This window comes from Thermohalobaculum sediminis (assembly GCF_023487995.1).
GTDB lineage: Bacteria > Pseudomonadota > Alphaproteobacteria > Rhodobacterales > Rhodobacteraceae > Thermohalobaculum > Thermohalobaculum sediminis.
Genome location: NZ_JAMFKN010000002.1, coordinates 436,554 through 448,975, shown reverse-complemented (window position 1 = coordinate 448,975; position 12,422 = coordinate 436,554). Strand labels below are relative to the sequence as shown.

Annotated in this window: 10 protein-coding genes and 1 pseudogene; 2 read left to right on the top strand and 9 right to left on the bottom strand. The window is 69.4% G+C overall.

The window, feature by feature from the left end; translation table 11 throughout:
* Positions 1-121: 121 nt before the first annotated feature.
* The 4 genes from bhcD to bhcA form a co-directional block, all read right to left on the bottom strand.
* On the bottom strand, positions 122-1,102 hold the full coding sequence (gene bhcD, locus M1105_RS06035; protein WP_249579442.1) for an iminosuccinate reductase BhcD: 981 nt from the start codon (positions 1,100-1,102) through the stop codon (positions 122-124).
* Between the two features lie 120 nt (positions 1,103-1,222).
* Positions 1,223-2,386: a 3-hydroxy-D-aspartate aldolase BhcC gene (bhcC, locus tag M1105_RS06030; protein WP_249579441.1), complete on the bottom strand. Its 1,164-nt coding sequence runs from the start codon at positions 2,384-2,386 to the stop codon at positions 1,223-1,225.
* A 10-nt stretch (positions 2,387-2,396) separates the two neighbouring features.
* On the bottom strand, positions 2,397-3,356 hold the full coding sequence (bhcB, locus tag M1105_RS06025; protein ID WP_406600601.1) for a beta-hydroxyaspartate dehydratase BhcB: 960 nt from the start codon (positions 3,354-3,356) through the stop codon (positions 2,397-2,399).
* 4 nt (positions 3,357-3,360) lie between these two features.
* The gene (bhcA, locus tag M1105_RS06020; RefSeq protein WP_249579439.1) at positions 3,361-4,572 is read right to left on the bottom strand and encodes an L-aspartate--glyoxylate aminotransferase BhcA; all 1,212 of its coding nucleotides are present in this window, start codon (positions 4,570-4,572) and stop codon (positions 3,361-3,363) included.
* A 201-nt stretch (positions 4,573-4,773) separates the two neighbouring features.
* On the opposite strand from bhcA, the gene bhcR reads away from it, so the two are divergent.
* The gene (gene bhcR / locus M1105_RS06015) at positions 4,774-5,610 is read left to right on the top strand and encodes an HTH-type transcriptional regulator BhcR (protein WP_249579438.1); all 837 of its coding nucleotides are present in this window, start codon (positions 4,774-4,776) and stop codon (positions 5,608-5,610) included.
* Positions 5,611-5,700: 90 nt separating this feature from the next.
* Here the strand turns inward: bhcR and M1105_RS06010 are convergent, their stop codons facing one another.
* The 4 genes and pseudogenes from M1105_RS06010 to M1105_RS05995 form a co-directional block, all read right to left on the bottom strand.
* A complete protein-coding gene (locus M1105_RS06010) occupies positions 5,701-6,201 on the bottom strand; it encodes an ureidoglycolate lyase (RefSeq protein WP_249579437.1) in 501 nt (166 codons plus the stop codon).
* Positions 6,198-7,028 carry a bifunctional allantoicase/(S)-ureidoglycine aminohydrolase gene (locus M1105_RS06005; protein WP_249579436.1) on the bottom strand — a complete coding sequence of 277 codons (831 nt, stop codon included), beginning with the start codon at positions 7,026-7,028 and terminating at the stop codon, positions 6,198-6,200. The genes M1105_RS06010 and M1105_RS06005 overlap by 4 nt, the downstream gene beginning before the upstream one ends.
* A gap of 64 nt (positions 7,029-7,092) precedes the next feature.
* Positions 7,093-7,989 (bottom strand): annotated as a pseudogene (gene puuE, locus M1105_RS06000) (allantoinase PuuE); the annotation flags it as partial.
* A gap of 30 nt (positions 7,990-8,019) precedes the next feature.
* The gene (locus M1105_RS05995) at positions 8,020-8,874 is read right to left on the bottom strand and encodes a MurR/RpiR family transcriptional regulator (RefSeq protein ID WP_249579435.1); all 855 of its coding nucleotides are present in this window, start codon (positions 8,872-8,874) and stop codon (positions 8,020-8,022) included.
* 182 nt (positions 8,875-9,056) lie between these two features.
* Here M1105_RS05995 and M1105_RS05990 point away from each other — a divergent pair, with 182 nt between their 5' ends.
* A complete protein-coding gene (locus M1105_RS05990; protein WP_249579434.1) occupies positions 9,057-10,538 on the top strand; it encodes an NCS1 family nucleobase:cation symporter-1 in 1,482 nt (493 codons plus the stop codon).
* Positions 10,539-10,902: 364 nt separating this feature from the next.
* Here M1105_RS05990 and M1105_RS05985 read toward each other — a convergent pair whose 3' ends face one another.
* Positions 10,903-12,414, bottom strand: a complete 1,512-nt coding sequence (locus M1105_RS05985; protein ID WP_249579433.1) for a YifB family Mg chelatase-like AAA ATPase — start codon at positions 12,412-12,414, stop codon at positions 10,903-10,905.
* Between the last annotated feature and the right edge of the window lie 8 nt (positions 12,415-12,422).

The following is a 12,422-nucleotide window of genomic DNA, read 5'->3' as shown; positions in this document are numbered from 1 at the left end:
CGCCGCCGTCGAGCGCCCGAGGCGGACGCTCGGTGCGCATGGAGCGGCGCGAAGGAGGCCCCGGCTCGGAGGCCGGGGCAGCGCGGGCGGAGGCGTGGGGTTGCTCGCCCCGCGCGGAGGCTCAGAGGCTGACCACCTGCGCGCGCCCCGCGGCCTTCGCGAGCTCTGCGGCGACCGACGCCACCGCGAGGTCCTGCAACCCCACGCCCGTGCCGTCGAACAGCGTGATTTCCTCCGCGCTGGTCCGCCCCGGATGCGCGCCGTTGATGACCGCGCCGATGGGCGTGATGTCGGCCTCGGCCTTCAGCCCCTGCGCCACCGCGTGCTGCGCCTCGCCGATGGTGACCGACTGCGCCACCTCGTCGGTGAAGACGGTCGCGTCGGCAACCAGCGCGGCATCGACCTCCTGCTTGCCCTTGGTGTCGGTGCCCATGCAGGCGATATGCGTGCCGGGCCTGATCCATTCGCGCCGCATCAGCGGCTCGAAAGCCGAGGTGATGGTGATGATCACGTCGGCCTCGGCGCCCAGCCGCTCGCGCTCCACCGCCTCGAAGGGCAGGCCGATCTCGGCCGCGACCTTGCCCAGCGCGGGCAGCATCTCGGGGTGGAAGTTCCAGGCGACCACCTTCTCGAAGGCGCGCTGTTCCGCCGCCGCGCGCAGCTGGAACGCCGACTGGTGGCCCGCGCCGACCATGCCCAGAACCTTCGCGTCAGGCCGGGCGAGATGGGCGATCGAGACCGAGCTTGCCGCCGCCGTGCGCACCGCGGTCAGGTAATTGCCGCCCACCAGCGCCTTCAGCCGCCCGGTATCGGGGTCGAACAGGAACACCGTGGACTGGTGGTTCGTGAGCCCCTTCGCGGCGTTCCCCGGCCAGTAGCCGCCCGACTTCAGCCCCAGCGCCAGCCCCGCCCGGTCGAAGCCGGACTTGAAGCCATAAAGCGCGTCGGCATAGCCGATCGCCTCGCGGATGACGGGGAAGTTGTAGGCATCGCCCCGCGCCATCGCGGCGAACACGGCCTCGACCGCGTCGAAGGCGGCCTTGCGGCCGACCAGTTCGCGGCAGGCGTCTTCCGAGACCACGAGAATTCCGGCATCGGTCATGGCGGTGTCCTTGTCCTTGGGGCGGGAGTCGCGGGAGCGGAAGGGGCGTGCCTCCCGCACGCCCTTCCCCCCAAGCGGGGGAAGGGCAGGTCTCAAGGCGCGCGCGCGTCCGCGCCGGCCTCAGTAGGCCTTGCCGCGCGCGCTGATCGGCCAGACCACCTCGACCTTGCCGCCCCGCACGCCGACATACCAGTCATGGACGTTGCAGGTCGGATCGCAATGCCCCGGCACCAGGCGCAGCTTCTCGTTGACCCTGAGCACGCCCTTGGGGTCCTCGATCACGCCATGCTCGTCCGAGCACTTGATGTATTTCACGTCGTCGCGGCCATAGACGAAGGGCAGGCCGGAATCGACCGACTGCGCCTTCAGGCCCGCATCGCAGATCGCCTTGTCGGCCTTGGCGTGGCTCATCACGCTGGTCAGGATGAACAGCGCGTTCTCCCACTCGCCCTGGTCGATGCGGTTCCCGTCCTTGTCGTGGATGCGGCCGTAATCGGCATCCATGAAGGCGTAGGAGCCGCACTGGAGCTCGTTGTAGACGCCCGACTCGCTCTCGAAGTAGTAGCTGCCGGTACCGCCGCCCGAGACGAGCTCGGGCTTGAGCCCTTCGGCCTCAAGCGCCGCGACCGCGTCCTTCACCTGGGCGATGGCGGCGTCGAGCTTGGCCTTGCGCGCCTCGAAGCTGTCAATGTGCTGCATCGCGCCCTGGTAGGCCTGGATGCCGGTGAACTTGAGACCGGGGGCCGCGTCAATCGCCTTGGCGATCTTCACCACGTCGGCGCTGGTGGTCACGCCGCAGCGCCCGGCGCCGCAGTCGATCTCGACGAAGCACTCAATGGTCGTGCCATGCTTCTGGGCGGCCTTGCTCAGGTCGGCCACGTTCTCGACGTCATCGACGCAGACGATGATGCGCGAGCCCAGCTTGGGCAGCCGCGCAAGCCGGTCGATCTTGGCCGGGTCGCGCACCTGGTTCGAGACCAGCACGTCCTTGATGCCGCCGCGCACGAAGACCTCGGCCTCGGACACCTTCTGGCAGCATACGCCGACGGCCCCGCCGAGCTTCTCCTGAAGCTTCAGCACGTCGACCGACTTGTGCATCTTGCCATGCGCGCGGTGACGCATGCCATGCGCCTTGGCGTAGTCGCCCATCTTCCTGATGTTGCGCTCCAGCGCGTCGAGATCGAGGATCAGGCAAGGCGTCTGGATATCGGCCTCGTCCATGCCCGGCAGGGCGGGAATGTCGTAGCCGACCTCGAAGCCCGAGAGGTTGGTGGGTGCGTTCATGGCGTCCTCCTCAGCCCTTGATCCAGGGCAGCTTGTCCAGGTCCACATTGCCGCCGGTGATGATGACGCCGACACGCTTGCCCGCGAACACCTCCCGGTTCTTCAGAATGGTGGCGAGCGGCACGGCGCAACTCGCCTCGATCACGATCTTCATCCGCGCCCATGTGAGCTTCATGGCGTCGATGATCTCCTGCTCGCTCGCGGTCAGGATATCGGTCACATGGTTCGACACGAAGTGCCAGGTCAGCTCCTTGAGCGGCACCTTGAGCCCGTCGGCCACTGTCACCGGCGCGTCGTCGGCGATGATGTGGCCTGCCTTGAAGCTGCGATAGGCGTCATCCGCCTGTTCGGGCTCGGCGGCGTAGATCTTCACGCCGGGCGCGATGGTCGAGAGCGTGAGGCAGGTGCCCGACACCATGCCGCCACCGCCGATCGGCGCGATCACCGCGTCGAGCCCCGGCACCTGCGCGTTGAGCTCCAGCGAGCAGGTGCCCTGGCCCGCGATCACGCGGGGGTCGTTGTAGGGGTGCACGAACTCGGCGCCGGTCCGGGCCTCGACCTCGGCGAAGACCGCCTCGCGCGAGCTGGTCGAGGGCTCGCATTCGGTGATCATGCCGCCATAGCCGATCACCGCGTCCTTCTTGGCCTGCGGCGCCGTGCGCGGCATCACCACGTGACAGGGGATGCCCCGCCGCCCGGCGGCGTAGCTCAGCGACAGCGCGTGGTTGCCCGAGGAGTGGGTGGCGACGCCCTTGGCGGCCTTCTCGTCCGACAGGCCGAAGACGGCGTTGCACGCGCCCCGCACCTTGAAGGCCCCGGCCTTCTGGAAGTTCTCGCACTTGAAGAACAGCTCCGCCCCGGTGAGCCGGTTGAGGAAGCTCGAGGTCAGAACCGGCGTGCGGTGGATGTAGGGCGCGATCCGCCGCGCGGCCGCTTCGACATCGTCGAAAGTCGGGATCTGCATCGTCATCTCCTCAGGCCGCGGCCTTGCGGGGCGCTGCCCGCGTCGCGCGATAGTAGTCCTGCGCCGCGGCGACACCCTGCCCCAGCCGGACCGGGTATCCCAGATCCTTCATCGCCATCTCGATCGTTGCAATGCCCGACAGCGCCATGACGTCCGTGAGCGAGCCCAGATGCCCGATCCGGAAGGCCCTGCCCGCCATCTGCCCCAGCCCCACGCCGAACGACACGCCATAGGCGTCGAAGGCGTGGTTCGTCAGCACGTTGCTGTCGAAGCCCTCGGGGACGTAGATGCAGCTCACGGTGTCCGAGTAGAGCTCGGGCGAGGTCGCGCAGAGGCTGAGGCCCCACGCCCGGACGGCCTCGCGCACCCCTTCGGCGATGCGGCGGTGGCGGGCGAAGACATTGTCCAGCCCCTCCTCCAGCAGCATCCGCAGGCTCTCGCGCAGGCCGTACATGATCTGCAGGGGCGGCGTGTAGGGGAAGCCGCCCCGCGCATTCGCGCCGCCCATGTCGCGGAAGTCGAAGAAGCAGCGCGGGCATTTCGCGGTCTTCGTCGCCTCCATCGCGCGCTGCGAGACGCCGACGATCGCCATGCCGGTGGCCAGCATGAAGCCCTTCTGGCTGCCGGTGACGGCAAGGTCCACGCCCCACTCGTCCATGCGGAAATCCATCGAGGCGAGCGACGAGACGCAATCGACATAGAGCATCGCCGGATGCCCCGCCGCGTCCATGGCCCGGCGCACGGCGGCCACGTCCGAAACCACGCCCGTGGCCGTCTCGTTGTGCGTGACCAGAACCGCCTTGATCGCGTGGCCCTTGTCGGCCGACAGCCGCGCCTCGAAGCGGTCGGCGGGGGCGCCGGTGCCCCATTCGCACTCGATCACCTCGACATCGAGGTTGTGGCGCTGGCAAAGGTCGATCCAGCGGTGCGAGAACATGCCGTAGCGAGCGACCAGCACCTTGTCGCCGGGCGACAGCGTGTTGGTGATCGCCGCCTCCCAGCCGCCGGTGCCGCTGGCGGGGAAGGTGATGACCTCGCCCGTCGCCGTCTTGAAGACCTTCTTCAGGTCGCCCAGAAGCGGACCCAGCAGCTCGACGAAATCGGGCGCGCGGTGGTCGGTGGTCTGGATGCTCATGGCATAGCGCAGACGGTCGGGGATGTTGGTGGGGCCCGGGATGAAGACCGGGTTCTGGCCGATGAAGACAGGCAGATGCGCAGTCATGGCGTCTCCTCCTCGCCTTGATGGGGGGAAGATGCGCGCGCCGAGGGGAATTTGCAATTTTTCTGAAAAAATATTCCATAATGCCGTTGAAAAATTCCAAGATGCTGACAGGTTAAGGCAAATCCAATTTTCCATTGATGCGCCTCCGGTCCATGGCGGAAAATGATTCCGGGCGGCGGCGAGCGGAACAAGGGGGTGCGGATGACCGGTCAGGACGCAAGGCGCCGCGCGCGCGGTCGGCCGCGTACCGTCGAGCCCGAGGCGCCAGGCACGACTGTGCAGGCGCTCGACCGGGCGGTGATGCTGCTGAGGGCACTGGCGCGCGAGGGCAAGGCCACGCTGACCGACCTTGCCGCGATCACCGGGATGCCGGCGTCCTCTGCGCACCGGCTGCTCGCCACGCTCGAGACCCATGGTCTCGTCGAGTTCTCGGACACCACGCAGGACTGGATGATCGGGGTCGAATCCTTCCGCATCGGCACAGCCTTCGTGCAGCGCTCGAACCTTGTGGACGCAAGCCGCGAGGTGATGCGCCGGCTGGTGGACGAGACCGGCGAGACCGCGAACCTCGCCATCGCCGACGAGGGCGAGGTGGTCTTTCTCGCCCAGGTCGACACCCAGAACCCGATCCGCGCCTTCTTCCGCGCGGGCACGCGGGTGCACATGCATTCCTCGGGCATCGGCAAGGCGCTGCTGGCGTTCTTCGACCGCGCGCGGTGCGATGCGGTGGTGAAGCGGCGCGGCCTGCCGGGCTTCACGGCGCGGACGCTCACCGACCCGGTGGCGCTCACCGCCGATCTCGACCGCACCCGTGCCCGCGGCTGGTCGCTGGACGACGAGGAACGCTTCGACGGCATGCGCTGCATCGCGGCGCCGATCTTCAACACCTATGGCGAGCCGGTGGCGGGCGTCTCGATCTCGGGCCCCGCGGTTCGCTTCGGGGATTCGGCGCTCGCCACCCTCGGCGCCCGGGTACGCGCCGCGGCCGACGAGATCACACGGTTGACCGGCGGCACCCCGCCCGCAGTGCGGGGATAGCGCCCGCCCGTGACGAGGCGCTGTCCCGGGCGCGCCGCAACGCGCAGCGGTGTGGTGCAGACCCGGGACCTCCCGGACAGAGTTCCGCGCTCAGGGCGCCTCCGGCCCGATCATCCAAGGCTCGGAAAAGCGGTGCTCTTCGAGATTCACCCCCGGCCCGCTGCGATCGACGATCAGGAAATCCTGCGTCCCCTCGAGCGGCGTCAGCACCCCGTGCCAGACATTGCGCCGGTAGTTCACCCCCTGCGCGCCATTCGTCAGGAACGCAAGCGGCTGTCCCGGCCGGCCGCTGTCGTCGGTCGCGACGACCACGAGGAATGGCGCGGACGAGAGCGGCATGAAGGCCTGGCTGCCCAAAGGATGCCGCTCGACCAGCGTAAGCGCCAGCGGCAGCGCATATGGCGCGGCGCGGGCGAGGCTGATGGCGACCCGCCCCCCCTCGCCCGCCACCTCGGGGAAGGCGAGGCCCGCCCATCGCTCGGCCATGCCTGCGTTGAAGGCGAAATCGGGCTCGCCCGCAATCTCCAGCACCTCGCCGAAGGGAGCGAAGGCCGCCGCCGTCAGGGCCTCGACCGCGACCCGCCTGCTCATGCCCCGAGCCTCAGCCGGGGATGGCGGTTCACGTCCTTGTAGAGCAGGTAGCGGAACCGCCCCGGCCCCCCCGCATAGCAGGCCTGCGGGCAGAAGGCGCGCAGCCACATGAAGTCGCCCGCCTCGACCTCGACCCAGTCGCGGTTGAGCCGGTAGGCGGCCTTGCCCTCGAGCACGTAGAGCCCGTGTTCCATCACATGCGTCTCGAGGAAGGGGATGCAGGCGCCGGGCTCCATCGTGACGATGGTGACGTGCATGTCGTGGCTGAGGTCGTCGGGGCTCACGAAGCGCGTCGTGGCCCAGGCTCCGTTCGTGCCCGGCATCGGGTCGGGCGCGACCTCGCGGTCGCTCGAGATCACGGGGCGGGGCGCGGCCAGCCCGTCGACCGGCTCGTAGGCCTTGCGGATCCAGTGGAAGCGTGCGGGCGCGCCGCCCCGGTTCCTCAGCCGCCAGTCGGTCCCCGGCGGGATGTAGGCGAAGCCGCCGGGTTCCAGCCGATGCGGGGTCCCCTCGATCGTCAGCGTCACCGCGCCGTCCACCACGAACAGCACGCCCTCGGCGCCCGCGTCGGGCTCGGGGCGATCGCTGCCGCCGCCCGGCAGCACCTCGACGACGTACTGCGAAAAGGTCTCGGCGAAGCCCGTCATTGGCCGGGCGATGATCCAGGCCCGCGTAGCCTCCCAATGCGGCAGGCGGCTGGTGACGATGTCGCGCATCACGCCCTTGGGGATGACGGCATAGCTCTCGGTGAAGGTCGCCCGCCCGCTCAGCAGCTCGGTCTGGCCGGGGTGTCCGCCATGCGGCGCGAAATAGGTTCTGTGGCTCATGCTCGGACCCTGTTCATGGTGGGCTTCGATTTTCGCGCTGTCGTCAGGCATGGATGGCCTCCGCAGGATGCTCGCGGTGCCAGTGCTCCGCAATCTCGATGCGCCGGGCAAACCAGACGCCCTCGTGTCCGGCCGCGTAGTCGAGGAAGCGTGCGAGCGCCGCCGCCCGGCCCGGACGCCCCGCCAGCCGGCAGTGCAGCCCGATCGACAGCATCTTCGCCGCCCCCGCCTCGCCCTCGGCATAGAGCGTGTCGAAGCTGTCCTTCAGGTAGCTGAAGAACTGGTCGCCCGAGTTGAAGCCCTGTGGCGTCGCGAATCGCATGTCGTTGGTGTCGAGCGTGTAGGGCACGATCAGGAATGGCCGCTTCGGCCCCTGCACCCAATAGGGCAGATCGTCGGCATAGGCGTCCGAGCAATAGGCGAAGCCGCCCTCCTCCATCACCAGGTCGAGCGTGTTGACGGAACACCGCCCCGTGTACCAGCCGCGCGGGCGCGTGCCGGTCACATCGGTGTGGATGCGGATCGCCTCGTCGAGATGGGCCCGCTCGTCCTCGCGCGTGAAGTCGCGGTATTCGATCCATTTGAGCCCGTGGCTCGCGATCTCCCAATCCGCCTCGCGCATCGCGGCGACCTGCTCGGGGCTGCGCGCGAGAGCAGTGGCCACGCCATAGACCGTGACGGGAATGCGCCGCCCGGTGAGCATCCGCCACAGCCGCCAGAACCCCGCGCGGGCGCCGTATTCGTAGATCGATTCCATGTTCATGTGGCGCTGGCCGGGCCAGGCCTGCGCGCCCACGATCTCCGACAGGAACGCCTCGGATGCCGCATCGCCGTGGAGGATGCAGTTCTCGCCCCCCTCCTCGTAATTGACGACCACCTGCACCGCGATGCGCGCCCCTCCGGGCCAGCGCGGGTCGGGGGGCGTGCGTCCATAACCGGTCAGGTCGCGCGGGTAGGTCATCGGGCTCTCCTTCTCGTGGCGGACGGGGCGTCAATCGAACTCGCCCAGCGCCTCATGCTGCGTCTCGATCCATTCCAGGTGGTCGTGCCCGGCCTTGCCTGCCCGGCGCATCGCGGCGACGGCCAGCAGCCGCAGCACCGCGAGCACACCGGCATAGGAATCCAGCACATGCGGGTTCTCGACGGGGCAGGTGACGGTCCAGCGCGCCAGCGCCGGCATGCCGCGCGCCGAGGGGTCAGCGATCAGCAGCACCGGCACCCCGCGCCCCGCCAGCGCCTCGAGCGCGCGCGAAAGCGTGCCCACGACGCGTCGCACGCCAACCACGACGACCATGTCCTCCGGGCCGAAATCCGCGATCCCCTCGGCCAGCGTCTCGCCCGGGCCGGGCAGAAGCCGCGTGTCGGGCCGGAACTGGATGAACTGCCAGCGCGCATAGCCGGCGAAGAAATGGCTGTTGCGAAAGCCCAGGAACCCCAGCCGCCGCGCCGCCACCAGCGCCTCGGCCAGCTCGTCCACCAGTGCGGGCGCGAGCCCGTCGAGCGCGGCGCCAAGGGCCGCCATCTCGGCCTCCGCGAAGCTCGCTATCAGACCCTCGCGCCCGTTGCCCTCGCCCTCGCGCGGCGCGAGGAACAGCGGCGAGCCCCAGCTTCGCGCCTCGCGCGCGGCGAGCCGCATCTCCTCGTAGCTCTCGAAGCCCGCGCGCTGTACGAAGCGGGTGACGGTCGAGTTCGACACCCCCACCAGCCGCGCAAGTTCCGAGGCCGGATACATGCTGATCTCGCCCGGTGATTCGAGGATGAAGTCCGCCACCTGCCGCTCGCGCGCGCTCAGGCCGTCATAGGCGCGATGGATCATCTCGACGATGGATTTCAACGGCTTGGTCACGGTCTCACCCCAGGGCTGCGGCACGAACCGGAAAGGTGCGGTCGGCTAATTGGAATGTTATTTCCATGTATATTGACATTTTGGAAAATTGTTTGCAACATCCTTGCATCACCGCCGACCATCCATCCCGGGCCGCCAGAAGCGCACCACCCGCCACCGCGCCGCCCCGCAGAGAGGCCGATATGACTCACAACCACTACGACATCACCAGCAAGGATGGCGCCCTCTGGAACGAGGACCTCGCACCCCTGGCGCCCGAAAAGCGCCACTGGGGCGCCTTCGAGATCTTCAACGTCTGGAACAATGATATCCAGAGCCTGTTCGGCTACACGCTGGCTGCCTCGCTCTTCATCAGCTACGGGCTGAACGGCTGGTGGACGCTTCTCGCCATCGTGCTCGCGGGCTTCTTCGTGATGTGGCTCGTGAACCTCACCGGGCGGCCGTCCGTGAAGTACGGCGTGCCCTACCCGGTGATGGCGCGGGCCGCGATGGGGGTCGAGGGAGCGAAGTTCCCGGCGCTGGTGCGCGGCATCGTCGCGATCTTCTGGTATGGCGTGCAGACCTATTTCGCCTCGACCGCCGTGGCGCTGCTGATCCGCTCGGTGTTCGGGATCGAGGGCGGCGCCGAGTTCCTCGGCATGACCGGGGTCGGCTGGGTGTCCTACATCATCGTCTGCGTGTTCCAGCTCGGGCTCTTCATGATGGGCATCGACTGGGTGGGCCGGTTCCTGAACTGGGCGGGGCCCTTCGTGTACGCCGTGATGATCGCACTGATGCTGGCGATCTGGTGGAAGGCGGGCAATGGGCTCCTGACCGAGCTTGGCGTCATCTTCCAGGGCGGCGCTGTCGAGAACGGCCGCCACCCCGTCGCCGCCTTCTTTGCCATCACCGGCACGATGATCGCCTATTTCGCCGCCGTCGTGATCAACTTTGGCGACTTCTCGCGCTTCGTGAAGACCGAAGGGCAGATGCGGCGCGGCAACTTCTGGGGCCTGCCGGTGTCGATGGCATTCTTCTCGTTCATCGCGCTGTTCATCACTGCGGGCACCGTGGTGCTGTTCGGCGAGCGGCTGACGAACCCAGCCGACATCGTCGAGCGCGTGGACAACATCTGGCTCACCGTCATCGCCGCGATCACCTTCTTCGCAGCCACCGTCGGCATCAACCTGGTCGCGAACTTCATCCCGCCGGCCTATGACCTGGCGAACCTCGCGCCCTCGAAGATCAGCGCGAAGACCGGCGGCATCCTGACGGCCGTGATCGCCTTCTTCATCGGCGCCTTCTGGGTGTCGGTGATCTCCGAGATCGGCATCGCGGGCTTCGTCGACACTCTTGGCGCCTTCCTCGCGCCGCTCTACGGCATCCTGGTCGCGGACTACTACCTGATCCGCCGCCAGAAGATCGAGGTGCAGGACCTGTTCTCGATGAGCTCCGATGGCGCCTACCACTATACCGCTGGCTGGAACCGGATCGCGATCACCGCCTTCGGCATCTCCGCGGTGTTCTCGGTCGCCACGGTTTGGGTGCCGGCGCTGAGCGATCTCTCGGGCTTCGGCTGGGTGATCGGCGCGGTGCTGGGCGGCGGGCTCCATGTCGTGCTGATGCGCCGGGCCGGGCATGCCTTGACGGCGGCCGCGACGGCGGCGGGGTCGTCCAGCTACTGAGCCGCGCTGGAGAGACCGGGGGCCGCGCCCGGAGGGGCGCGGCCGTTCGCATGTCGCGACACTTTTACCCCGGACCGAAGTGGGGCCGGGGTTTCGACAACCACGCTGCCCCGGCCTCCGCGCCGGGGCCTCCCCGACAAGACGCGCCCTTGCCACGAGGCCCCGGGTCGAGCCCGGGGCAGCGGCGCGTCCGACGCCGTGCCCGGAACCAGACCCACGCAGCGACCGCGCCGCCACGCGCTCCCCGCCGATCCCCCGCGCAGGGCCGCCATCATCGCGCTGCCCCTGCCCCCGAGCCGGGGCTTCGTAGTCACCGCCGCCGCGCCGCCCCGGCCTTCGTGCCGGGACCGCCATGCCCTGCCCCTCAGCTCATGGCCCGGCGGTAGGCCACGGCCTCGGCCACGTGCACCTTGCGCACAGCGTCCACGCCCTCGAGGTCCGCCAGCGTCCGCGCGAGCCGCAGCACCCGGTGATAGCCGCGCGCCGAGAGCCGCAGCTTCTCGGCCGCCGCCTGCAGAAGCTGGCGCCCGGCATCATCGGGCCGGCTCACCCGGTCGAGCGCCTCGCCCTCCAGCTCGCCATTCGTCACCGGAGCATCGCCAGGCTCCGCGCCCGCCCGGTCGGCCTGCGCCGCCCGCGCCCGCGCCACGCGCGCGGCCACCCGGGCAGACGAATCCTGATGCGCGGGCAGGCCGAGCACGTCCGCCGTCACCGGCGGCACCTCGATGCGGATGTCGAAGCGGTCGATCAGCGGCCCCGACAGGCGCGCCGCATAATCCGCCCCGCATTTCGGCGCGCGCGAACAGGCCCTCGCAGGGTCGCCCAGATATCCGCAGCGGCAGGGGTTCATCGCCGCCGCCAGCAGGAACCGGGCGGGATAGGTCACATGCGCCTCGGCGCGCGCCACAACGGCCGTGCCGGTCTCGATCGGCTGGCGCAGCGCCTCCAGCACAGGCCGCGCGAACTCGGGCAGTTCGTCGAGGAACAGGACACCGCGGTGCGCGAGGCTGATCTCGCTGGGCTTGGCGTTGCGTCCACCCCCGATCATCGCCGCCATCGAGGCCGAGTGATGCGGCGCCCGATAGGGCCGCTCGCGCATCATGCCGCCATCGCCGGGTTCGAGCGCGAGGGAGTGGATGATCGACACCTCAAGCGCCTCGCGCGGGCTCAGGGGCGGCATGATCGAGGTCAGCCGCGCCGCCAGCATCGACTTGCCCGAGCCGGGCTCGCCGACCATCAAGATGTTGTGGTTGCCCGCCGCCGCGACCTCGAGCGCCCGGCGCGCGCCCTCCTGCCCCTTCACGTCCGAAATGTCCGCACCCGGCCGCCGCGCCGCCACCGCGCCCAGCGCGGGCGGGGGCAGCGCCGCCGTGCCGCGGAAGTGGTTGACGAGCGCCAGCAGGCTGTCAGGGGCGAGGATCTCGGCCCCGCCCACCCAGGCGGCCTCCGCGCCCGAGCCCGCCGGGCAGACCAGACCCTTGTCGAGCTCGGCCGCCTTCAGCGCCGCCGGCAGCGCCCCCTGCACCGCCCGGATCTGCCCGTCGAGCGACAGCTCGCCCAGCGCCAGCGCGCCGTCGGCCTCGTCCTTCGGGATCACGTCGAGCGCGGCCATCAGTGCCAGCGCGATGGGCAGGTCGTAATGCGAGCCCGCCTTGGGCAGGTCGGCGGGCGAGAGGTTCACGGTGATCCGCTGCGGCGGCAGGGCGAGGCCGCAGGCGGTCAGCGCCGCGCGCACCCGCTCGCGCGATTCCGACACCGCCTTGTCCGCGAGTCCCACGATCTGGAACGACGGCAGCCCCGGCGCGATGGCGCACTGCACCTCGACCGGCCGGGCCTCGACGCCGAGAAACGCAACCGTGTGGGCGCGCGCAAGCATGGGATCAC

Excerpts from the sequence above, each read along its gene's own strand:
- bhcD (WP_249579442.1), bottom strand. The coding sequence starts at position 1,102 with ATGACCGATGCCGGAATTCTCGTGGTCTCGGAAGACGCCTGCCGCGAA.
- bhcC (WP_249579441.1), bottom strand. The coding sequence starts at position 2,386 with ATGAACGCACCCACCAACCTCTCGGGCTTCGAGGTCGGCTACGACATT.
- bhcB (WP_406600601.1), bottom strand. The coding sequence starts at position 3,356 with ATGACGATGCAGATCCCGACTTTCGACGATGTCGAAGCGGCCGCGCGG.
- bhcA (WP_249579439.1), bottom strand. The coding sequence starts at position 4,572 with ATGACTGCGCATCTGCCTGTCTTCATCGGCCAGAACCCGGTCTTCATC.
- bhcR (WP_249579438.1), top strand. The coding sequence starts at position 4,774 with ATGACCGGTCAGGACGCAAGGCGCCGCGCGCGCGGTCGGCCGCGTACC.
- M1105_RS06010 (WP_249579437.1), bottom strand. The coding sequence starts at position 6,201 with ATGAGCAGGCGGGTCGCGGTCGAGGCCCTGACGGCGGCGGCCTTCGCT.
- M1105_RS06005 (WP_249579436.1), bottom strand. The coding sequence starts at position 7,028 with ATGAGCCACAGAACCTATTTCGCGCCGCATGGCGGACACCCCGGCCAG.
- M1105_RS05990 (WP_249579434.1), top strand. The coding sequence starts at position 9,057 with ATGACTCACAACCACTACGACATCACCAGCAAGGATGGCGCCCTCTGG.
- M1105_RS05985 (WP_249579433.1), bottom strand. The coding sequence starts at position 12,414 with ATGCTTGCGCGCGCCCACACGGTTGCGTTTCTCGGCGTCGAGGCCCGG.